Below are 22,879 nucleotides of genomic sequence, written 5' to 3' on the forward strand. Positions count from 1 at the left end.
GCACCTACCCCTCGATTGCCGCCTTCTCTTCCTGCTCGCGAATAATCCGCGTCACCGAACGCTCCAATGCATCGTCGACAAGCTTCTTCTGCTCCGCATCGCTCGTGTCGGCTGGCAGCCAATCGTGCAGCTCACCCATCAACCACGACCGCCATGCTGTCTTCAACTTCCCAGCCTCGACGGTGCCGCTCTCCGTCAACGACAGCTGATCGCCGCTACGCGAGAGATAGCCATCGCGGACGATCTCGTCGAAAAACGATGTCAGCACGCCCGTGGGGATCCCGATATGACTCTCGATGCGCGTCTGCGAAATCGGGCGATGCACAGCCAGCGACGGGATGTAGACCCGCATGAGACCCCAGGCGCGAGGCTTGTCGAGGCTGGTGCCGGAGGCGGCGAGAACTTCGTCGATCGCACTTGCACCCTTCACCTGAACGATGCGCCCGATCACGTTGTCCAACTGCGTTTCCGAGTTGGATCCCTCCGGCATCGCGAAGCCTGCACCCGGACTGCCCGCACCGTTGCCCGCGGTTCCGCGCATCGCGACCTGCGGCAGCAGCAGGGCCAGCACCAGCCCGACTAGCGCTACCGGCACCGAGTACAGGAACACGTAGTGCAGCGAATCGGCATACGCCGCAACGATCGGCTCGCGGCTGGCCGCGGGCAACGCGTGGACAGCACTGGGACTCGTCACCTGTGCGGGATTAGATATTCGTCCCGCCACCATCGCACCGGGCAGCCGGCTTTCCAGGTGATTCTGGTACACCGTGCCCATCACCGATGCGCCGAACGATCCGCCGAGCGTTCGGAAGAACGTCACGCCTGATGTCGCCGACCCCAAATCTCGGTAATCAGCGGTGTTTTGAACCACCAACGTCAGAATCTGCATGATCAGCCCGATGCCCGCGCCCAGGATCAGCATGTACAGCGACCCGAGCCAGACAGACGTGTCCTGATCCATTCGTGACATCAGGTACAGACCGATCGCCATCACGATTGCACCGGCTATCGGAAACTCCTTGTAGCGCCCCGTCTTTCCCACGACGTTGCCGCTGAAGATCGCGGTCACCAACAGACCGAGCACCATCGGCACGATCCGCAGACCGGACACCGTCGCCGACGTTCCGTTCACGTACTGCAGAAATGTCGGGAGAAACGTGATGGCGCCGAGCATTCCGAATCCGACGATGAAGCTCAACGCCGACGCCGTCGCGAACACCCGGCTCTTGAACAGTCGCATCGGGAGGATCGGTTCTGCCGCTCGAAGTTCGACCGCGACGAAGATCGCCAGTGCCGCAATGGAACCGACGAACAGTCCGATGATCGTCGCCGAGCCCCACGCGTATTGTGTTCCGCCCCAGGATGTTGCGAGCGTGAGACCCGTCGCACCGAGACCGACGAACAGCACACCCAGGTAGTCGACCTTGTGCTTCACCGCGCTGGTGAGGCCGGGAATGGTCCGGGCCGCCAGCACTATCACGATCAGCGCGATCGGAACGTTCACGTAGAACGCCCAGCGCCACGACAGGTGATCGGTGAACAATCCGCCCAGCAACGGCCCGATCACCGTCGTCACACCGAACACCGCGCCCAACGCACCCTGATACTTGCCGCGCTCACGGAGCGGAATGACTTCGCCGATCAATGCGGTTGCCGTGACGGCCAATCCGCCCGCGCCGATCCCCTGTACAGCTCGCGAGGCGATCAGCACTTCCATGTTCGACGCGAGGCCGCAGAAGAACGATCCGACGATGAAGATTGCCACCGACAGCTGGAAAATTCGCTTGCGGCCGAACTGGTCGCCGAACTTGCCTGCGAGAACCGTCGAGATGGTCTCGGCCAGCATGTACGACGTGACCACCCAGCTCATGTGGCCCGCACCGCCGAGATCGTCCACGATCGTGGGTAGTGCTGTGGCGACGATCGTCTGATCGAGGGCCGACAGCAGCATGCCGAGCATGATGGTGCCGAACACCAGATTCATCTGCGCCCGTGACAGCGTCGGCGGCACATCGGCCTGCTGAGCTCCTCGGGCGGACACCAGATCCTGAGTCATGCATACCCCCGCAACAGTCGGAGAACGCCAGCGCGCCAAGCGTATTGCGAAGTGCCGTCGGCCGAGCCGAAATCACTGGATCGGGCCGAGACCGCCGAGGCAGCGAGCATTTCGAAAAAGATCTTAAGCACCCCTTGACAGAGGGTATGTGACCTAGGTTACAGTGTATTTCGAAATACAAATTCCACCATATGAAACATCGAGTCAACTCGAGGCGCGTCCTCGACGGTAAGGGTGTTCAGCGCCTAGGTGGAGCAGTCTTGACTGTGAAACGAGCTGATACCCGATGAACTTCGAGCACTTCAACGTCGCCTCCGCCGAGCAGGCAGCCGCAACGCTGCGCCCCTGCGCGGACATCGATCGCTGGATCGACGGCCTTCTCGAATGCCGCCCCTACCCCGATGTCGAGCGACTCCTCGCCCGGGCCCGAACCGTGGCAGATCCCTTCACCGAAGCCGAGATCGACGCCGCGCTGGCACACCATCCGCGCATCGGCGAACAAGCCGCCGGCGAGTCGACCGAGGCGAAGCTGAGCCACGGCGAACAGTCCGGCGTCGATGCCGACTCGTCGACCGCCAATCGGATCCGCGCGCAAAACGTGAGCTACGAACGCGCCTTCGGCCGCGTGTTCCTGATCCGTGCCGCCGGGCGAAGCGCCGACGACATTCTTGCGGAACTCGAACGCCGCCAGATGAACACTCCAACCGTCGAAATCGCCGAGGTGGCAAAGCAATTGCGCGAAATCGCAGTGCTCCGACTCGCCGGACTCTTCGCGTAACACTTTTCACGACTGAGCATTCCCGTCGGGCCGCATTCGTTGCTCGAACCTAACCAGGAGCATGCCGATGAGCGCTGTCACGCCACAACGCAGTCACATCACCACCCACATTCTCGACACCGGGACCGGGAGGCCAGCCTCCGGTGTCAGGGCCACTCTGGAAGCCGAAACGGCCTCCGGTTGGCAAGAGATCGGTTCCGGGGAGACCGACCACGACGGTCGGATCTCGAATCTCGGACCGACCTCGGTTGAAGCAGGCCATTACCGGATCACCTTGGCGACCGGTGCCTACTTCGGGACGCAGGGCACGGAAACCTTCTTCCCCGCGGTCGTGCTGGTCTTCGTCGTCGCCGACGTCACCGAGCACTACCACGTACCTCTCTTGATCAGCCCGTTTGCCTATTCCACCTACCGAGGGAGCTAGAACCATGACTACCACCACAGCCCAACCGACCACGATCAGCGGAACCAAGATCGTTCTGGGCAAGAATCAGTACGGCAAGGCCGAAGTCCGCCTGGTCAAGATCACCCGCGACACCGCTCGCCACGAGATCGAAGACCTCAACGTGACCTCGCAGTTGCACGGAGACTTCGAAGCGGCACACACCGAGGGCGACAACTCTCGCGTCGTACCGACCGATACCCAGAAGAACACCGTCTACGGCCTCGCCCGCGACGGCGTAGGTTCCCCCGAAGATCTCCTTCGGCGTTTGGGCGACCACTTCACGACCAACTTCGACTGGGTCAGCGGCGGTCGATGGGCGGCGGAGCAGTACTTCTGGGACCGCATCCAAGACCACGATCACGCCTTCTCGCGCAACAAGAGTGAGGTACGCACCGCGGTCCTGGAAATCGTCGACGGCGAGAAGACGCTGCTGGCGGGCCTGTCGGGGCTGACCGTGCTGAAGTCGACGGGCAGCGAATTCCACGGCTTCCCCGTCGATCGGTACACCACGCTGAAGGAGACCAGCGACCGCATTCTGGCCACCGATGTCAGCGCCCGCTGGCGCTACAGTGCGGCGGCCTCCGCGGCAACGGATACCGATTTCAACGGCATCTACACCTCCGTCCACGAACTGCTGTTGCAGGCCTTCGCCCAGACGCACTCGCTGGCTCTGCAGCAGACGATGTTCGAGATGGGCCGTCTCGTCCTCGAGACGCACCCGCAGATCGAAGAGATCCGATTCTCCCTGCCCAACAACCACCATTTCCTCGTCGATCTGACCCCGTTCGGTCAGGACAACCCGCAGGAGATCTTCTTCGCGGCGGACCGGCCGTACGGCCTCATCGAGGCGAGCATCCAGCGCGAAGGCCACGGCCCGTCGCATCCGATTTGGGAAAACGCCGCCGGCTTCTGCTAGCCGGCAACCCACACCATCAGGAGATCGATCATGAAGAACAACCGTCAGCGGAACACTTCCACTGCGCAACGCCCCGAAGACGAGCGGCTCTCGCTCGGCCGCACCTTCGCCTATGGCCTGCAGCACGTCCTCACCATGTACGGCGGCATCATCGCCCCACCGCTCATCATCGGCGCCGCCGCGGGCGTCGATACCAACGACTTGGCGTTGTTGGTCGCATGCTGCCTCTTCGTCGGTGGGCTTGCGACCATCCTGCAAACGGTGGGCATCCCCTTCTTCGGCGCGCAGCTACCGCTGGTCCAGGGGACGTCCTTTGCTTCGGTCGCGACGCTGGTGGCGATCGTGAGCGGAGGTGGTGGCATACAAGCGGTCTTCGGAGCGGTGCTGGTGGCATCGCTGATCGGGTTCGTGGTCGCACCATTCTTCGCCAAGATCATCCGGTTCTTCCCACCGGTCGTGACCGGCGTGGTGATCACCATGATCGGTTTGTCGCTGACCCCGGTCGCGGCCAACTGGGCAATGGGTGGCGACGCCAAGGCCGAGTCGTACGGCAGCCTGGCGAACATCGGCCTCGCCGCTCTCACCCTCGCCATCGTGCTGTTGTTGAGCAAGGTCGGCAATGCCGCCATCTCGCGACTGTCCATCTTGCTCGCGATCGTCATCGGCACGCTCGTCGCATGGGCCACCGGAATGGCCGACTTCTCCAAGGTGGGTGACGGCGCCATCTTCGATCTGCCACGGCCGCTGGCCTTCGGAATGCCGGTCTTCGAGATCGGCGGCATCATCTCGATGACCATCGTGGTGCTGGTGATCCTCACCGAAACGACAGCAGACGTGTTGGCCGTCGGCGAGATTGCCAAGACCCGCGTCGACTCCCGACGGATCGCCGACGGACTGCGCGCCGACATGGTCTCGAGCATCGTCGCGCCGTTCTTCAACACGTTCACCCAGAGCGCCTTTGCTCAGAACGTCGGACTGGTCGCCATCACAGGCGTCAAGAGCCGGTTCGTGGTCACCGCAGGCGGCGGCATCCTGGTGGTCCTCGGTCTGCTACCCGTCCTCGGCCGAGTGGTGGCCGCCATCCCCCTTCCCGTCCTGGGCGGAGCAGGCATCGTGCTCTTCGGCACCGTTGCGGCGAGCGGCATCCGCACCCTGGCCAAGGTGAACTACAACAAGGGCATGAACATGCTCATCGTGTCGGCACCGCTGGCTTTCGGCATGATTCCGATCGTCAAACCCGACTTCTACGACGCCTTCCCGACGTGGTTGGCCACGATCCTGCACTCGGGAATCAGCTCGGCCTCGGCGCTCGCGGTGCTGCTGAACATCGTTTTCAACGAGCTGAAGTTCGGCAATCCGGCGAAGGACGCCTCGGTCTTCGCAGCCTCGCCGCCACGGATGGTCCGCGACGACGAGATCCAGAGCCTGCGCGACGGCGACTATTACCAGGCAGGCAAGCTCATCGACGCCAACGGTGACGAGATCCCTGTCGTCACTGCGGCGGAATACGCGGTGGCCCAGGCACACAAGAAGGTTGGAACCGCGTCACAATAGAAGTACTCCACCGACTCCGAAGGACCGACGCCATGAAATTTCGCGCAACCGTCGAACTGGGCGGCAAGACGGCAACCGGCATCGAAATACCTTCGGAGATCGTGGCGGCGCTCGGTTCCGGCAAGAAGCCTGCTGTGCGCGTGACCATCAACGACGCCACCTACCGCAGCACCGTCGCAACGATGGGTGGCCGGTACATGGTCGGTGTGAGTGCCGAGAATCGCGCGGTCACCGGCGTCAGCGCCGGTGACGAGGTGGATGTCGACATCGAGTTGGACACCGCCCCACGCGAAGTGGACGTACCGGCTGACTTCGCGGCGGCGCTACAGGCCGATGGTGGTGCCGCGCAGAAGTTCTTCGACACCATTTCCTACAGCAACAAGCGGTGGCACGTGCTCTCGATCGACGGCGCCAAGTCGGCCGATACCCGCCAGCGGCGCATCGACAAGTCGGTCGCGATGCTGCGAGAAGGTCGGGCGCGCTAGGCGGAGCGCGCCGCGTAGCCGAGCGTTTTGGCCGCGAGATCCGCCATCACTTCGCGAGCACCGCCGCCGATCGGCAAGATGCGCGCATCGCGGTAGTGCCGTTCCACTTCGCTCTCCCGCATGTAGCCCAGACCGCCGTGCAGTTGCACCGCCTGATCCACGACGAACGAACATGCATCCGTCGCTTGATTTTTCGCCATGCAGACCTGCGGCACCAGAACTTCGCCCGCGGCAGCACGCAATGCGACCTGCCGAGTGAACGCCCGCGCCACTTCCACCGCTTGGGCCATCTCCACCAGCTTGTGTTGCACCACTTGCCTGCTGATCAGGGCACGACCGAACGTCGTCCGCAGCTTGGTCCATTCGACTGTCAGATCCAAAGCGCGCGCAGCGGTGGCATATGCGGCCACCGCCAGGGCAATTCGCTCGTTCTGGAACTGCTCCATCAGCAAGCGGAAACCACCGTTCTCCTCCCCCACGAGATTCGCGGCAGGAACGCGGCAGTCGGTGAACGACAGTTCCGCGGTGTCCGAGCAATGCCAGCCCAGTTTCTCCAGCTTGCGTGATACCTCGAATCCCGCTGTGTCCTTGTCGATCACGAGCAGCGACACACCGCCATAGCCCGGGCCACCGGTGCGGACCGCCGTCGTGACGAAGTCGGCGCGCACACCGGAGGTGATGTAGGTCTTGGCGCCGTTGACCACGTAGTGGTCGCCATCGCGACGCGCGGTGGTGCTCAACGACGCGACGTCCGAGCCTGCACCGGGTTCGGTCACCCCGAGCGACCCGATCTTCTCGCCCGCCAAGGTCGGCTTGACGTACCGCTCGATATGGTCGGCGTTGCCTGCCGACACGATGTGCGGGAGGGCGATTCCATGGGTGAACAAACCGGCCTGCAGTCCGGACGATCCGCCGGCTTGAACCAGCTCTTCCGTGACCACGATCGTGTCGATGGGCGAACCACCGCTGCCGCCCACCGCTTCGTCGAACCCGATCCCCAGCAGACCGATCGAAGCGGCCGACTTGTGCAGCGAACGCGGGATTTCCTGGTCACGTTCCCACTGGTCGATGTTCGGCACGACTTCCTTTTCGACGAAGCGGCGCACGGTCTCGCGCAGCGCAACGCGCTCGGGGGTCGCAAACGGATCGACGTAGGTGTCCATGTTTTGCTCTCTGGTCCGCATCGTAGGAAAAACAGTCACGCATGACTGTTTTGAGCTGTGCCACGAGTCAAACACATGCCCGACGACGTGCGCAAGACCTCACGTTCGACAGGGTCGGGCACAATGCGAACGTGACCACGATCAAGGCCCTGCTGTTCGACGTCCAGGGAACCGCCACCGATTTCCACACCCCGGTCACCGCGGCTGCCCGACGGATCAGCGCGGGTAGACACCCCGACACGGACTGGTCCGCAGTCGTGAACGATTGGCGGGCAGCCTATTTCAGGCTTGTCGATACCACCCCGGTCAGTCGAGAGAACTGGGTGAGCGTGCATTCGATCTACCGAGACTCGCTCGACGAGTTGCTCTCCGACAATAGGATCGGCGACGTCTCCGCCGCAGAGCGCGACGAACTGACACTGGCGTGGCAACAGCTGATTCCGTGGCCGGACACCGTGGGCGGCATGACCCGACTGAAACAGCGATACACGCTCGCCGCCCTCTCGAACGCCGATGTGTCCGCCGTGATCAACCTGTCGAAGCTCGGCGGGCTGCCCTGGGACGCGGTATTCAGTGCCGAAATGTTCGGAGCATTCAAGCCCGACCCGATCACCTACCGCACCGCCGCGCAGTACCTGGGCCTCGACGCCGAGCAGATCATGATGGTGGCCAGCCACAAATACGACATCGAGGCCGCTGCCGCCCTCGGCTTTCGCACCGCCTTCGTTGCCCGCCCGTTCGAGTACGGCGCCAACGGCACTGCAGATGTGGCGTACGACAACAAGTTCGATCTCAATGCCGCGGACTTCGCGGATCTCGCGACTCAGCTCGGCTGCTGAGCAGCGATCACCGCCAATATCTGTTCGGCGAGTTCCGCACGACAGATCACCAGGTCCGGCAGGTACGGGTGCGCTTCGTTGTAGCGCAGTGGCGATCCATCGGCGCGCGAGCAGTGCAGGCCCGCCGCGAGGGCAACGCCGACCGGCGCTGCCGAATCCCACTCCCATTGGCCACCCGCGTGAACGTAGGCCTCGGCGTCGCCGCGCACCACAGCCATCGCCTTCGCGCCTGCCGACCCCATCGGCACCAATTCGGCTCCCAAAGTCGACTTCAGAGCTTCGGCGAACTTCGGCGGCCGACTCGCGCTGACCAACACCCGCATCGGCTGGGCGGCCGTCGTGCTCGCGAACGTCTCGTCCGTTGCGTACACGACGCGCAGCGATGGCTGAGCCACGGCGGCAGCGGTTATCCCGCTCCCCCGCTCCCACAGCGCGACGTGCACGGCCCAGTCGGGTCGGTCGCCCATTCCGTATTCGCGGGTGCCGTCGAGGGGGTCGATGATCCACACGCGGTCACATCCCAACCGCGACTTGTCGTCCGTACTTTCCTCGGACAGCACAGCGTCGTCGGGTCGATCGGCCGCAAGGCGTTCCAGCAGAAGGGCATTGGCCTGCAGGTCGCCTTGGCGACCCAACTCTCGCGGGTCGAGCGGCTGGGTGCGCAGCGTTGCCAGCAGGTCACCTGCCTGCTGTGCGATCGCCGCCGCGAATCGTGCATCGGACGTCATAATCTCAGTATCTCCATGATCTGCAGCGCCTGAGCGATCGCGTCCCCGTCGGCAGGCCGCAACACCAGTTCCGCGCGCATCGGCGGCTCGTACGGTGCGTCCACACCGGTGAATCCGACGATCTCGCCGGCTCGGGCCTTGGCGTACATGCCTTTCGGGTCGCGCTGCTCGCATACAGCAACGGGTGTGTCGACGAATACTTCGACGAACGGCAGTCCCGCGTCGTCGTGCATCGCCCGGATCCGATCTCGGCTTTCCCGAAAGGGGCTGATCAACGAGACGATCGCCACCACCCCCGAATCTGCAAGCAGCTGTGCGACGGCCCCCACGCGGCGAATGTTCTCGTTCCGATCCGCTTCGCCGAAGCCGAGGTCCGCATTGAGACCATGGCGCAGGTTGTCGCCGTCGAGCCGGTACGCCGGATGCCCCGCCGCGACCAGTCGCCGCTCCAACTCCACTGCAACAGAGGACTTCCCGCTGGCGGACAACCCGGTGATCCATACCGTCATACCCTTTGTCGCACGCTCTTCGCGTGAAACCGCCGCGGCGTGCCACACCACTTTGTTGGCCGAGAGTGTCGGACCCGTGATCACTCCGGCCGCCACCGTGTTGCCGGTCGCCTCGTCGATCAGGATGAAGCTGCCAGTGACTCGGTTGCGTCGATAGGCGTCGAACAGCAGCGGCTGTTGCGTGCGCAGCTGCACGCGCCCGATCTCGTTGAGCCCCAGCGATTGCGCACCGACATCGCGATGCAGAGTGTTGACGTCGATTCGGTAGTCGATGCGCACAACCTGCGCACGCACAGTGCGGGTGGTATGCATCATCGTGTATTTCGCATCAGGCTCCATGCTCGACCGTTCGGCGAACCAACAGATCATCGCATCGACCTCCTGGCCGAGCAGTGGACGATTGTTGGGGCGGCAGAACACATCTCCGCGCCCGACATCCAGATCGTCGGTCAGCTCGATACACACCGCAGCGGGCGCGAACGCCTCGTTGACCGGTGCGCCGCCCGGACCCCAGATGGCTTTGACGGTCGACGCGAACCCGGACGGCATCGCGACCACCTCGTCACCCGGCTTGAAGATGCCGCTCGCGACGGTGCCCGCGTAGCCACGGAAATCGTGCAAACTCGCATCCGATCGATTCTGCGGACGGATCACGTACTGCACAGGAAACCGCGCGTCGATCAGGTTGCGATCGGATGCAACGTGCACCTGTTCGAGGAAGTGCAACAGCGAACCACCCTCGTACCACGCCATATTCGCGGTGCGTTCGACGATGTTGTCACCGAGGAGCGCAGAGACGGGGATGAACGTCAGATCGTGCACGTCCAGCTTCATGGCGAACGCGCGGAACTCCTCGGCCAGTTCGTCGAAGCGTTGTTGCGACCAGTCGACCAGGTCCATCTTGTTGATGCAGAGCACCACGTGCGGGATGCCGAGCAGGCTCGCGATGAACGCGTGCCTGCGCGTCTGTTCGACGATTCCTTTGCGGGCATCGACCAGGATCAACGCGAGGTCGGCTGTAGATGCACCGGTGACCATGTTGCGGGTGTACTGCTCGTGGCCGGGTGTGTCCGCGATGATGAACGAGCGCCGCGGTGTCGAGAAATACCGATGTGCCACATCGATCGTTATGCCCTGCTCGCGCTCCGCTCGAAGACCGTCGGTCAGCAACGCGAGGTTTGCCTGCTCGTCGCCGCGCTGCCTGCTGGTGCGTTCGACCGCCTCCAGCTGGTCTTCGAAGATCGCTTTGGAGTCGTAGAGCAATCGGCCGATCAGCGTCGATTTGCCGTCGTCGACGCTGCCCGCGGTCGTCACGCGAAGATGAGGTGCCATCAGAAGTAGCCCTCCTTCTTGCGGTCTTCCATGCCCGCCTCCGAGAACCGGTCGTCGGCGCGCGTTGCGCCACGCTCGGTGATGCGGCTGGACGCGACCTCCGCGACGACAGCCGCCGGTGTATCGGCGGACGACTCGACGCATCCGGTGCACGTGGCGTCTCCGACTGTGCGAAACCGCACCGATGCCTCGAAGGGCTGATCCTCCGGCAACAGCCGAAGAAAGCGGGTGCGCGCGAGCAACATTCCGTCGCGCGGCACCACTTCGCGTCTATGCGAATAGTAGAGCGACGGGAGTGCGATCTCCTCGGCCTGGATGTATCGCCAGATGTCCAACTCGGTCCAGTTGGACAACGGGAACACCCGAATGTGCTCACCCTTGCGATGCCTGCCGTTGTACAACGCCCACAGTTCGGGACGCTGCGCCCGCGGATCCCATTGTCCGAATTCGTCTCTGAAACTGAACACACGCTCCTTGGCTCGCGCCTTCTCCTCGTCCCTGCGCGCGCCGCCGAACACCGCGTCGAACTCGTTGGCGGCAATGCCGCGCAGCAACGCCACCGTTTGCAGCCGATTGCGGCTCGCGCGAAATCCGGTTTCCTCGACGACTCGGCCGGCATCGATGTCGTCCTGCACGCTCGACACGACCAATCGCAGCCCCAGCCTGTCCACCGTTGCATCGCGAAACTCGATCACTTCGTCGAAATTCTCTCCGGTGTCGACATGCATCACCGAGAACGGAATCGGCGCGGGCCAGAACGCCTTCGACGCGATGTGGAGCATCACAACGGAGTCTTTGCCACCGGAGAACAGCAAGCCGGGTCGCTCGAACTGAGCAGCCACCTCACGGAAGATGTGAACAGCCTCGGCCTCGAGTGTCTGCAGATGCGAAAGCTCGTACAGCGTAGTCGAATTCATCGCTGACCCACCGCGCGCGCCCTGCCACCGATCTCGGCTGTGATCGCGTCGGCCGCCGCAACCAATGCGGCACCGCGCTCGGCGATCTCGGCGCGACCGATCGCCGCGCCGATGTGCAGAGTGACCACCATCGCCTGGTTGCCGTCGCCGTCGTAGGTCGGTGCCGCGACCAGGCTCACTCGGTGTTCGTCGGAGTCGTCGTCACCGTCGAGTTGAATCCGCTCGCCGAGGCTGGACACCATCTCGCCGAGCACCGCCCGCAACTCCGGCGGAAGTTCATGCGCGGCAACACCTGCCATCGCGCTCTGCAGACGCCGACCGATGGGAGTGAGGGTTTCCACCAGGTAGCCCGTGGAACGGCACTGCGCGACGACGCGTCGCAGCCGCTCACGGTCGTAGCGGACCGGCAATGTCGGCTCGCGGCGCAACCAGGATTCCAGCTCGTCGTCGCCGCCCCACAGTACGTACATGAGCCCGACCGGCGGGGCGAACGGATAGACCTGCCCCACCTTCGCCGTCGCTCGAACCCCTTCCGGTGCAGTGATGTCCAGAACAACGACCTGATCGCCCACCACGGCCGACGCGGAACAGGTGGTGTGGAAACGGGCGCTGACCGCGGCAAGATGACGCCGTGCGATCGCCCCGACCGCGTAGCCCTCCTGCGCGGCCCTACCGGCGGCGATCAGCGCGGGGCCGAGTCCGTACGTCTTCGATTCCGCATCACGGGTCAGGTAGCCGGCCTCGGCGAGTGCGGTGACGATACCGAGGCACGTCGGTTTGCTGATGTCGAGTTGTCTTGCGAGTTCCGACAAGCCGAATCGCCGATCCTTGCGTGCGACAAGAAAGTCGAGGACTTGAATCACGCGTTCGGTCGGTGGCGAGCGCCTCCCGTTGACGCTCGACATCGGCGGGTCCAGGACAGACAATTGACCGCTCCTTAGAACACGTTCTATTCTCTCTGGAACAGGTTTACCACACGGGTACATATTTGGACCCAACGATCGACTAGGAGTTGCCCGTGCTGACGGATCCGCTCGCGGAATCGATCGCCGAAGCCGAGAAGCTGGTTGCCGGCGCACCGCACATCCGGACGGAGCAAGACCTGCTGGAGGGCTACCAGTACCTCGCAGGCGGAATCCTCGCGACAGTTCATGCGGCATGGGCGACGGAACGCGAGCATCCCAGCTTCATCCAAGGCACCGGTCCGTACATGAAAATGGGCCTCGACAACCCGGACACCCTGTATTTCGGTGCCCGGATCAGCGACGACGAAGAGTACGTGGTCACCGGAAGACGTGGTACCACAGTCGATCTCAGCTTCCAGGTACTCACCGGAAACTACACCGACGCCAACGTTCCGGGCAGTGTCAACGCATTCGACGATCGAGCATTCGACATCGAGCCCGACGGAACCTTTCGGATAACGTTCGGTCCCGAAGCCGCAAACGGGCGACCGAATCACTTCACGCTCGCTCCAGGGTCGACGCAACTGGTTGTCCGTGAGGTCTACAGCGACTGGAATCAGCAGCGCGGCACCATTCGTATCGAGCGCGCCGATACCGCTGGAACGCCGACCACGCCGCTCACGACACAGAACGTGGAGCGCCGATTCGCAAGGGCCGGAAGCTCTCTCGTCAGTCGAGTGCAGACGTGGCTGAAGTTTCCCGAGTGGTTCTATCTGAACCTGCCGGTCAACACGATGACGCCACCGCGATCGACGCCCGGCGGATTGACCACCCAGTTTTCGTCCGCCGGTCACTACGATTTGCGTGACGATCAGGCCATGATCATCACCGTCCCGCGCTCCGATGCTCCCTACCAGAGCTTCCAACTCGGCAGCATGTGGTACATCTCGCTGGACTACGTGGGCCACCAGACTTCTCTCAACGTCGCACAGTCGCAGGTGGATCCGGACGGCATGATCCGACTGGTCGTCTGCGCCCGAAATCCTGGAATCACCAACTGGATCGACACGATCGGGCACGCACGCGGATACCTGCAATTCCGTTGGCAACGTGTCAATCGCGAGCTGACTGCCGTCGACGGTCCGTCGGTCGCGGTGGTCGACCACGACCGAATTGCCGACTCGCTTCCGTTCCACCACAACAACGTCATCAGTCCGCAGGACTTTGCAAACCGAATCGCCACCCGGCGAGCCGCTGTCGCCGACCGTATGCTCGGCTGATCGCGCTACGAGACAGGTACCGCACCTCATGACCGAACGCACCACGGTCGGCACTGTCGCCGATCTGCACGAGTCCGCCACCAAGATCACGGGCCTCACCGACTTCGGTGACACCGACTATCTCGAGGGCCTCGAGGTGCTGCTCGACTCGTACAAACGCGATGCGAACCTGACTCCGCTGGGCATCAAGTATTCGCGAGCGTTCCTTCGTGGTGCGGTGATGGCACGCGCGCTGAGCGAGGCGGCCTTCGCCCGCTATCCCGAACACGCCGACGTGAGCATCGAGCGGCCGATCTTCGTCACCGGCCTCCCCCGCACCGGTACCACGGCGTTGCATCGCCTGCTCGCCGCCGATCCCGCGCACCAGGGTTTGGAGCTGTGGCTCTCCGAGTTTCCGCAGCCACGTCCTCCGCGTGACACCTGGGAAACCAATCCGATCTATCAGCGCATCGAGGCCGGCTACAGCAAGCACCATGTCGAGAACCCCGAGTTCATGGGTGTGCATTACATGTCGGCAGGCGAGGTGGAGGAATGCTGGCAGCTGCTGCGACAGACATCGAAGTCGGTGTCCTACGAATCGCTCGGCTACGTGCCCACCTACTCCTCCTGGCTCGCTCAACAGAACTGGACCGACGCGTACCAGCGTCATCGCCGCAACTTGCAATTGATCGGACTGCCCGATCGAGATCGACGGTGGGTTCTCAAGAACCCCAGCCACCTCGTCGCCTTGGACGAGCTGATGGCCGTGTATCCGGACGCTCTGGTGATCCAGACGCACCGTCCGCCCCGCACGGCGATCTCGTCGGCGTGCAGCCTCTCGGAACAAGCGACGGCGGGCTGGTCGAACACCTTCCGCGGCAACGTGATCGGACGCAGCCAAATGGATCTGTGGAGCCGAGGTCTCGCAACCTTCACCGCCGCTCGCCGTCGCTACGATCCGGCCCAGTTCATCGATGTCGACTTTGCAGACTTCGTGGCGAATCCGCTCGGCACGGTCGACGAGATCTACCGCCATTTCGACCTGCCACTCTCCGCAGCCGCGGAGTCGTCGATGGCGGAGATCCATGCCGAAAGCCGAACTGGTGACAGAAAGCCGTCGCACACATACACACTCGAAGACTTCGGTCTCACCGGCGAAGAAGTCGACGAGCGCTTCGCCGATTTCCCTCGCGGCTAAGCCGGTAGCAGCCCCGAGAAGTCGCGTGCCACAACGTGGTTGCGGTCCTCCAACGACCCGAACGCATACTCGGGGAACAGACCGAAGAATTCGCCTCGGCTGCGGGTACTCCATCGCCGGGCGAGGTCGGACCGGGTCTTGTAGAAGTTGACCATGTAGCCGCCCTCGTAAATGCTCAGCAGGGTGTATCCGCCGGGATACTCCTTCACAGCACCGATTTCTAGGAACTCGACGGCTGCCGAGGTATCCGATTTCGTTCGCTTGTTGCGGTGGGTATGACCGCTGTGATGGAAGAAGACGCCGGGCGCATCGACGTAGAGCTTCTGCAGTTCGCTCGAATCACCGCGGTTCAGAACGAATCCGGGCCCGGACAGGTTGGTGATCGCCGACTCGAACGTCACCGGATGGTGACCGAACACCAACGTCGGGCGGTCGGTGTCGCGTTGGAGTTCGGCACGGATCGCCGCCATTTGGTCCGGCTCGATCGAACCACCCGATCCGTCCATCTCGGTGGTGTCGAGGCCAAGCAGTCGCAAGCCCCCGAGTTCGTAGGCGAGCAACCGCTGCCGCTCGACGAAGGATTCACCCCAGCAGTCGTGATGATCGAGAGCCTGTGGCACCGGCCGGCACTGCGCATAGTCGGCGCCGACGTGCGGACGATCGTGATTGCCGCGGCTCACGAAATAGTCCGTTCCCAGGGTGCCCCACGAGTCCAAACTCGACCGCACCGTCTGCGAATCCGCTTGCGACGCTTCGCTGGTCAGGTCACCGGCCACCACGAGATGATCGGCTCTGCGATCGTCTTTGCGAAGATCGTCGAGCATCGCCGTCAACATCACCTCGGGGTACGGAGGCAGCCCTGGATCTTGGCTGTAGCCGGGCGGCAACCCGCCCACCACCAGCCCGCTCACCTGTTCGCCGTAGTGAACGTCGTTGGAGAGCGCGATCGTTCGCAGGTGCCTGCCGGGTGGCGGAACGAGCACAGTGATTCGACCCGTCGTCTCGGGCGTGTTCGGTCCGGACGTCGCCGATCCGGAGGTGACCGCACGAACACCGTCGGAGTATGCCTCGAACCGATACGGTCTGCCCGGTTCGAGACCGTGCACTTCGGCGTAGTGGAACGGTGTCGGCGTCGCGTCGTGGAACACCTGCTTCGGCGGTCCGGTCCCGTCGGCCGGGGCAAGTCGCAACTCGGTGTCAGCGTCGAGGGGAAACGGTCTGCCGACCTGGTCGACGCGTGTCGGCGAGACGGTGGTCCAGGTGACGATCACGGATGTGGCTGTCACGGTGACGACTTCGAGGTCGGACGCGATCATGGGCTCCGACTGGGCGCGGGCGGGAGTTGCCCGCGCCGCGCCCATCATCGGAAGAAACGCCGTTGCTGCCATGATGCCGAGAATCCTGCGCCGTGACGGTCCGCAGCAGCCCATGCCCAGCAGCATACGACCGATCTCAGGAGCTGGTCGGTGAACTCAGGTCGTACACCGTGGACCCGCCGACAGTCTGCGCCGCGAAGTGCTGCGTGACCCAGGTGCTGATCTCGCTGCTGGTGCCCGAGCCACCGCCAGGTCCGCCACCCATGCCGTTCCCCGCGATGAAGTACTTGACCTGCCCATCGGCGACATACTGCTCGAACTGGACGAGCGTCGGGGAATCGTCGGATCCGGTGAACCCGCCGATCGCCATGATGGATGTGCCGGTACTCAGCTCGAGGGGCCCTGCCGTCATCGAGCCGACAGTGGCGGCTGCCCAACGGCTGTCGGTGTTCTCGAGCAAGGACTCCAGAGCGGCATCGTTGCCCTCCGACCTGCCAGGTCCGCCGCCCATGCCACCCATACCACCCGTGGCAGGTCCGGACGTCGGGATGGAGCCGGTGTGCGCATGCGCAGCAGTCTCGACCGCGTAAGCCGTGGTGCCCGCAAGGCCGAAGAGCAGCCCGGCGATGGCAAGTACCGACGTGTACCTGCGCAACTGATGACCGCCGACCACCAGCACCGCGGAGACGATGATCGAGCCCACCAGAATCACCCAGCGCAGGGCCGGGAACCAGTCCGCCGTGCGATCGAGCAGGATGAAGTTCCAGATTCCGGTGCCCGCGGACATCGCAGCCAACGTGATGCGCACCGACAGGAACTGCTTGCCACGCCACAGCTCGCGCACCGAGATCGCGACCAGGGCGGCGATCGCGGGTGCCAATGCGACCGTGTAGTACGGGTGGACAGTGCCTTTCATGAAGCTGAACACGATTCCCGTGACGATCAGCCAGCCGCCCCACAGTAGGAGTGCGGCCCGAATCCGGCCGGTGCGCGGTGTCCGACGGGTGAACCACAGCCCGCCGATCAGTCCGATCAAGGCGGCAGGAAGCAACCAGGAAATCTCGGTGCCGAACGACATACCGAACAGCCGGGTGATGCCGGTGCTGCCGCCGAACATCGTGTTGCCACCACCGCCTCCCCCGCCGCCGTTGCCGGAACCGCCGAGAACGCGACCGAGGCCGTTGTAGCCCAAGGCAAGTTCGAGCAGGCTATTGTCGGTTGATCCACCGATGTACGGGCGAGATGCGCTGGGCCACAGGCTCACCAGGGCGACGAACCAACCACCGGAGATCACCGTTGCCGCGAGCGCGACGAGCAGGCTACGGATGCGGCTCCAGAACGTCAGCGGCGCTGCCACCAGGAACATCAGGCCGAAGGCGGGAACCACCAGGAACGCCTGCATCATCTTCGTCAGGAACCCGAAGCCGACCGCCGCGCCTGCGAGTGCCAACCACCGTGTGCTCCCTGATTCGGTCGCCCGCACCGTGCAATACGCAGCAGCGACCAGCAGCAGCACCAGCAGGGCATCGGGGTTGTTGAAGCGGAACATCAGTGCGGCAACGGGAGTCAGCGCCAGTACTGATCCCGCGAGCAATCCCGCACCGGCACCGCTCCAGCGGCGCACCGCCGAGTACAGCAGCGCAACCGAGCCGACGCCCATCAAGGCTTGCGGAAGCAGCATCGAGAACGAGCTGAAGCCGAACAGCCTGCCGGACAGGCCCATCACCCACATCGCGGCGGGCGGCTTGTCGACGGTGATGGCGTTGCCGGAGTCTAACGATCCGAACAGCAACGCCTTCCAACTCTGCGTACCGGCCTGCACAGCAGCGGCGTAGAAGTCGTTTGCCCAGCCGGATGCGCTGAGTCCCCAGAGGTACAGCACCGCTGTGGCGGTCAACAGCGTGGCGAGAGCGGCCAACTCCTGGCGCGGTCGCCACTTCGATTCGGGGACAGGTGGTTTGGGTTCGGGCATGGCTCGATGTCGTGGTTCGGCTGTGAGTGTCATGGAGTTCCTTGATTATCGAGAGCGAGGGTTGGTGTCAGGACGAGCGGCGCGGGTGAAATACCCAGCCGCGCAGGAGAACGAAGCGCAGTGCGGTGGCAACCAGGTTCGCAACGACCAGCACTGCAAGTTCGACTCCGCGTTGCGGACTCGATACGACATGCAACAGGGCGAGCGAGCCGCTTGTCAGTGCCAGCCCGAGCCCGAAGACGACGAGACCTTCGACCTGATGGCGGGCGGCGCCGGTGCGGCCGCGAACGCGGAAGGTGAAGCGCCGGTTGGCCGCCGTATTGGCGACGGCCGTGACGAGCAGCGCCATCAAGTTTGCGGCCTGCGCGCCGAGCGAACTGTGCAGGAGCAGGAACAGCAGCAGATACGCCGCCGTGCTGACAACGCCGATCGCGCCGAATCGCACCAGCTGGCGCAGCAGTCGCGGCGAACTACCTGCAGTCGAACTCACCGGGGTAAGTTGCGCGGCAATCGCATTGACGGGAATAGCACCGGTCGCGAACCCTTTCATCAGCCGCGCTACGCCCTTCAGGTCGGCTGTTGCGGTCGCGACGATGTCGACACGGCTGTCCGGATCGTCGACCCAGTCGACGGGCACCTCGTGAATCCGCAATCCACTCCGCTCGGCGAGCACCAACAGTTCGGTGTCGAAGAACCAGCCGGTGTCGACGACATGGGGAAGTAGGCGTTGCGCGACGTCGCCGCGAATTGCCTTGAAACCGCACTGGGCATCCGAGAATCGGGCTGACAACGTAGAGCGCAGAATCGCGTTGTAGCACCTCGAGATCACCTCCCGCTTCGCGCCACGCACCACCCGGACCCGCGGCTCAGCCGAGTTCCGATGGCAAGGTCCGAGTGGCCGGAGATCAGCGGCGCCACGAGCGGCGCGAGTGCGGCCAGATCGGTGGACAGGTCCACGTCCATGTACGCGAGGATCGGTGCGTCGGATTCGGACCACACCGCGTGCAAGGCCCGGCCGCGGCCCTTCTGCTCGAGCCGCACCGACTCGACCTCGGGCCATCTTTCTGCCAACACGGCCGCGATCTTGGGGGTTGCGTCGATGCTCGCGTTGTCCGCGATGGTGATGCGGAACGAGTACGGAAACTCGTCGATCAGGTGCTTGCGCAGCCGGGTGATCGAATCCACCAGTGCGGCTTGTTCGTTGTAGACGGGCACCACCACGTCCAGCACCGGGACACCGAGTTCACGGGCCGTCGCTGCAACATCGGAGTGGCGTCGAATGACTGGGGTGTCGAGTGCTGTTGCGGTCATGTCCATGATATTCGCGGGCTACCTTGTGTCCGCTGTTTGTGGAAGCTATGCGCCGCCTATGAATGCGGGGCGATGCGCACGATGGCGGTGTCGTGCGGCGCAACGTCGATGCTCAGCGCGCCGGCACCGTCGCGTCGAGTGCCCGTCCACAGGTCTTCGACGACGTAGCTGGGGAGGCCGATCTGCGTAGCTGTGATCGTCATCTGTCGAGCCGAGTCGGCGGTATTGGTGAAGCTCACCGCAATCGATCCGTCGGCCAAGGCCTTCACCCGGATCTGCGGATCGTTGGGCAGTGACCGCGGTGGCCGCGCCGCCGTATCCTGATCCACCGCAAGCACTCTGGGATTGGTCAGTACCGCGCGGGTTGCGGCCGACATGTCGTCGAGATCGTTGCCCGCGATGAGCGGCGCCGACATCATGGCCCACGTCGCGAACTGGGTCCGCTCCTCGGCGGGCGTCAGACCGGGAACGCCGACTTCGAGCATGTCGGGGTCGGCCCACCAGCCCGCTTCGTCGCCTCCGGCAGTCGGTGCATGGGTATCGAGGATGTCGAGCACGCCGAGCGGGCCCGCTTCGCCCCACAGCGTGGTCCAGGCTGGGCTCACATCGTTCGTGGTGCGTGCCATGGTGGCGATGTGCGACCAGTCGTAGGTGGCGCCCGGCGGCGTCCCCGCTACCCCACTGTTGGGATTGATGCTGTAGACGATCGGTCTTCCGGTCGCGCGCAATGCATTCCGCATGGCGGTGAACGCTGCCTGCTGACGGGTGGTCGACGAGTCGGTGGAGCACCAGTCGTACTTGAGGTAGTCGACTCCCCAACTCGCGAAGGTCGCGGCGTCGATCGCTTCGTAGCCCTCGCTGCCTGTCGAGCCGGGGTACGCACCGCCAAGCTGAGCACACGTGCGATCGGACGCGCCCGCGTAGATGCCGAACTTCAGCCCCCGCGCGTGCACGTAGTCGGCGAGCGCGGCCATGCCGGAGGGAAAGCGCGTCGGATCGGCTTGCAGCTGCCCGTCCGGCGCGCGCTGCGGGCTGTACCAGCAATCGTCGACAACCACGTAGTCGTAGCCGGCGTCGCGCATCCCCGACGCGACCATGGCGTCGGCGGCGTGCTCGATCACGGTCTCGTCGATGTTGCAGCCGAACGTGTTCCAGCTGTTCCAGCCCAGCGGCGGCAACGCCGCAACCCCGGCGATCGCTGGGCCGGTGTCGGCGACAGCCGGCAGATCGGACGCAGTCGAGACGGCGAGCGTTGCGGCGAGCACCGCCGCAACGCCGGCCCCCTTTGCGCGTCCGATCACGTGGACAGGTCGTAGACGGTGACGCCGTCGATCGTGCTGGACGTGTAGTTTGCGGCAACCCAGGCAGCGATTGCGGAGGCGTCCTGGCTACCGCTGGAACCGGATCGCATGCCACCCATCATCTCGCCGCCGAGGAAATAGTGGATTCGGTGTGCGCTCACGTCCTCCTGGAACTGGGCTAGCGTCGGAGCTGGATCGGTGCCGTTGAAACCGCCGACCGCCATGATCGGCTCCCGACTCGCCAGCTGATAGCCTGCGGCGTTGTTGGAGCCGATAGTTGCTGCGGCCCAGGTAAATTGGTCGGCGTCTGTCGTGAGGGCGGCTGACAGCTGCGACCCGACATCGACCGTTCCCAGCAAGCCACCCATGCCACCGCCGTGGCCGCCACCATCACCACCGGGTGGTCGTCCCATACCCATTCCGGACGAGCTGGGGCCCGCTGACGGAATAGCGCCGCTGTGCCCGGTGGATGCCGTTGCAATCGAGGAGGCGGCGGGTCCCGCCAGACACACCGCAAGCGCCGCCGCCAGCACAGCCTTTGCCGCATGCTCGTTCAGTCGTCCGACGAACAGGATGCCGAGGGCTGCAAAGACTCCGACTACTGCAATCGTAGGCCGAAGCCACGACTGCCAGTCCGAATTTCGTGCCAGCAGAACACAGCTCAATACGGTGGTCACCAACACCATCCCGGCCAGCGCCGTACTCACCCAGAGCTCGGAGCGTCTGCGCCACAACACCACGGCACCTACGCCGAGGCCACCTGCGACCGCGGGAGCGAGCGCAACGGTGTAGTAGCCGTGCACAATTCCGGCCGCGTAGCTGAACACCACGCCGGTCACCAACAGCCATCCACCCCACAGGACGAGAGCGGCTCGCGTCACGTCGGTGCGCGGAGCGCGACGGGTGATGACGAGCGCTGCAAGAATTGCGATCACGGCGGCGGGGAGCAGCCACGAGATGTCGCCGCCCATGTCGCTTCCGAACAGGCGGCCCCAGCCGACGTCCTGGTTGAGGTTGCCGAGGCCACCCGTCTCGTCACCGGTGAGGCGGCCGACGCCGTTGTAGCCCAACGCAAGTTCGAGAATGCTGTTCTCCTGCGATCCGCCGATGTAAGGACGTGAACCCGCAGGCCACAACGCCACCACCGCGATGAACCAGCCACCCGCCGCGATCATCGCCGCAAGCGCGCCGAACAGATACGCAATCCGGCGACGCAGCGGCGAATGACCGGCAAGCAGGTAAACCGCGACGAACACCGGCAGAACCAGGAAGGCCTGCATCATCTTGGCGAGGAATCCGAACCCGACAGCTGCGCCGGCGAGTGGCAACCACCAACCGCTGCTGTCCTTCTCGACCGCTCGCATCACGCAGTAAGCGGCAGCTACGAGTAGCAACACCAACAGCGCATCTGGGTTGTCGAATCGGAACATCAGAACGGCAACCGGTGTGAGTGCGAGGACGCTGCCTGCGATCAGGCCCGCTCCCGGACCGGCAACGCGACGAACCACGGCGTACAGCAGCGCTACTGCGCCAACACCTTCCAACGCCTGCGGCACCAGGACGCTCCACGCGTTGAAACCGAACAGCCGCGCGGAAATGTCCATGACCCACAACGCCGCAGGCGTCTTGTCCACGGTGATGGCGTTGGCCGCGTCGCTGGAGCCGAATAGCATCGCCTTCCAGTCCGACGAACCCGCCTGCACGGCAGCAGAATAGAAGCTGTTGGCCCACCCGTTGGACCCGAGTCCCCACAGGTAGAGCACTGCCGTCGCCGCGAGCAGGCCCCAGAATCCGGCGCGCTGCCAATCGATGGCGCGAGGACGGCGCTGCAATTTGTCAGAAGTCGACGTCGAGGTGTCGCGTTCGAGAACTGTTGAAGTCACCACTCGATCGTT

General features: G+C 64.1%; 18 protein-coding genes and 1 pseudogene. 8 read left to right on the plus strand and 11 right to left on the minus strand.

What is annotated here, in order from left to right:
- Positions 1-4: 4 nt before the first annotated feature.
- On the minus strand, positions 5-2,056 hold the full coding sequence (locus FOY51_RS24340; protein ID WP_149432873.1) for an MDR family MFS transporter: 2,052 nt from the start codon (positions 2,054-2,056) through the stop codon (positions 5-7).
- Between the two features lie 286 nt (positions 2,057-2,342).
- Here FOY51_RS24340 and uraD point away from each other — a divergent pair, with 286 nt between their 5' ends.
- From uraD to FOY51_RS24365, 5 genes are all read left to right on the plus strand, one after another.
- A complete protein-coding gene (gene uraD, locus FOY51_RS24345) occupies positions 2,343-2,834 on the plus strand; it encodes a 2-oxo-4-hydroxy-4-carboxy-5-ureidoimidazoline decarboxylase (protein ID WP_149432874.1) in 492 nt (163 codons plus the stop codon).
- 67 nt (positions 2,835-2,901) lie between these two features.
- The gene (gene uraH / locus FOY51_RS24350; protein ID WP_149432875.1) at positions 2,902-3,258 is read left to right on the plus strand and encodes a hydroxyisourate hydrolase; all 357 of its coding nucleotides are present in this window, start codon (positions 2,902-2,904) and stop codon (positions 3,256-3,258) included.
- A 4-nt stretch (positions 3,259-3,262) separates the two neighbouring features.
- Entirely contained in the window at positions 3,263-4,195 is a 933-nt protein-coding gene (gene pucL, locus FOY51_RS24355) for a factor-independent urate hydroxylase (protein ID WP_149432876.1), read from the plus strand.
- Between the two features lie 30 nt (positions 4,196-4,225).
- Entirely contained in the window at positions 4,226-5,749 is a 1,524-nt protein-coding gene (locus FOY51_RS24360) for a nucleobase:cation symporter-2 family protein (protein ID WP_149432877.1), read from the plus strand.
- A 32-nt stretch (positions 5,750-5,781) separates the two neighbouring features.
- Positions 5,782-6,234 carry a YdeI/OmpD-associated family protein gene (locus tag FOY51_RS24365; protein WP_149432878.1) on the plus strand — a complete coding sequence of 151 codons (453 nt, stop codon included), beginning with the start codon at positions 5,782-5,784 and terminating at the stop codon, positions 6,232-6,234.
- On the opposite strand, the gene FOY51_RS24370 is transcribed toward FOY51_RS24365, so the two are convergent.
- Positions 6,231-7,397 (minus strand): acyl-CoA dehydrogenase family protein, encoded by a 1,167-nt coding sequence (locus FOY51_RS24370; RefSeq protein WP_149432879.1) that lies wholly within the window; start codon positions 7,395-7,397, stop codon positions 6,231-6,233. The two genes, FOY51_RS24365 and FOY51_RS24370, sit on opposite strands and share 4 nt — an antisense overlap.
- A 131-nt stretch (positions 7,398-7,528) precedes the next feature.
- Here FOY51_RS24370 and FOY51_RS24375 point away from each other — a divergent pair, with 131 nt between their 5' ends.
- Complete coding sequence (locus FOY51_RS24375; RefSeq protein ID WP_235916704.1) at positions 7,529-8,236, plus strand: haloacid dehalogenase type II; 708 nt, start codon at positions 7,529-7,531, stop codon at positions 8,234-8,236.
- Here FOY51_RS24375 and FOY51_RS24380 read toward each other — a convergent pair.
- Genes FOY51_RS24380 through FOY51_RS24395 form a run of 4 tightly spaced genes read right to left on the minus strand, consistent with a single transcriptional unit; the run spans position 8,221 to position 12,627 of the window.
- A complete protein-coding gene (locus FOY51_RS24380) occupies positions 8,221-8,964 on the minus strand; it encodes a 3'(2'),5'-bisphosphate nucleotidase CysQ (protein ID WP_149432881.1) in 744 nt (247 codons plus the stop codon). The two genes, FOY51_RS24375 and FOY51_RS24380, sit on opposite strands and share 16 nt — an antisense overlap.
- On the minus strand, positions 8,961-10,805 hold the full coding sequence (cysC, locus tag FOY51_RS24385) for an adenylyl-sulfate kinase (protein WP_149432882.1): 1,845 nt from the start codon (positions 10,803-10,805) through the stop codon (positions 8,961-8,963). Before cysC ends, FOY51_RS24380 begins: the two co-directional genes overlap by 4 nt.
- Positions 10,805-11,722 carry a sulfate adenylyltransferase subunit CysD gene (cysD, locus tag FOY51_RS24390; protein ID WP_149432883.1) on the minus strand — a complete coding sequence of 306 codons (918 nt, stop codon included), beginning with the start codon at positions 11,720-11,722 and terminating at the stop codon, positions 10,805-10,807. Before cysD ends, cysC begins: the two co-directional genes overlap by 1 nt.
- A complete protein-coding gene (locus FOY51_RS24395; RefSeq protein WP_149432902.1) occupies positions 11,719-12,627 on the minus strand; it encodes an IclR family transcriptional regulator in 909 nt (302 codons plus the stop codon). Before FOY51_RS24395 ends, cysD begins: the two co-directional genes overlap by 4 nt.
- 113 nt (positions 12,628-12,740) lie before the next feature.
- Between FOY51_RS24395 and FOY51_RS24400 the strand changes: the two genes are divergently transcribed.
- Together FOY51_RS24400 and FOY51_RS24405 are read left to right on the plus strand one after the other, a co-directional pair.
- Positions 12,741-13,907, plus strand: a complete 1,167-nt coding sequence (locus FOY51_RS24400; protein WP_149432884.1) for a hypothetical protein — start codon at positions 12,741-12,743, stop codon at positions 13,905-13,907.
- A 28-nt stretch (positions 13,908-13,935) separates the two neighbouring features.
- On the plus strand, positions 13,936-15,084 hold the full coding sequence (locus tag FOY51_RS24405) for a sulfotransferase family protein (protein WP_149432885.1): 1,149 nt from the start codon (positions 13,936-13,938) through the stop codon (positions 15,082-15,084).
- Here FOY51_RS24405 and FOY51_RS24410 read toward each other — a convergent pair.
- From FOY51_RS24410 to FOY51_RS24430, 5 genes and pseudogenes are all read right to left on the minus strand, one after another.
- On the minus strand, positions 15,081-16,472 hold the full coding sequence (locus FOY51_RS24410; protein WP_235916706.1) for a metallophosphoesterase: 1,392 nt from the start codon (positions 16,470-16,472) through the stop codon (positions 15,081-15,083). The two genes, FOY51_RS24405 and FOY51_RS24410, sit on opposite strands and share 4 nt — an antisense overlap.
- A gap of 64 nt (positions 16,473-16,536) precedes the next feature.
- On the minus strand, positions 16,537-18,405 hold the full coding sequence (locus FOY51_RS24415) for a glycosyltransferase family 39 protein (RefSeq protein WP_149432886.1): 1,869 nt from the start codon (positions 18,403-18,405) through the stop codon (positions 16,537-16,539).
- Between the two features lie 34 nt (positions 18,406-18,439).
- Positions 18,440-19,689, minus strand: a pseudogene (locus tag FOY51_RS24420) (glycosyltransferase).
- Between the two features lie 50 nt (positions 19,690-19,739).
- A complete protein-coding gene (locus tag FOY51_RS24425) occupies positions 19,740-20,984 on the minus strand; it encodes a glycoside hydrolase family 27 protein (RefSeq protein ID WP_149432887.1) in 1,245 nt (414 codons plus the stop codon).
- Positions 20,981-22,867, minus strand: coding sequence for an ArnT family glycosyltransferase (locus FOY51_RS24430; protein WP_371830485.1), 1,887 nt, complete (start codon positions 22,865-22,867; stop codon positions 20,981-20,983). Before FOY51_RS24430 ends, FOY51_RS24425 begins: the two co-directional genes overlap by 4 nt.
- Between the last annotated feature and the right edge of the window lie 12 nt (positions 22,868-22,879).

The organism is Antrihabitans cavernicola (assembly GCF_008297975.1).
GTDB lineage: Bacteria > Actinomycetota > Actinomycetes > Mycobacteriales > Mycobacteriaceae > Antrihabitans > Antrihabitans cavernicola.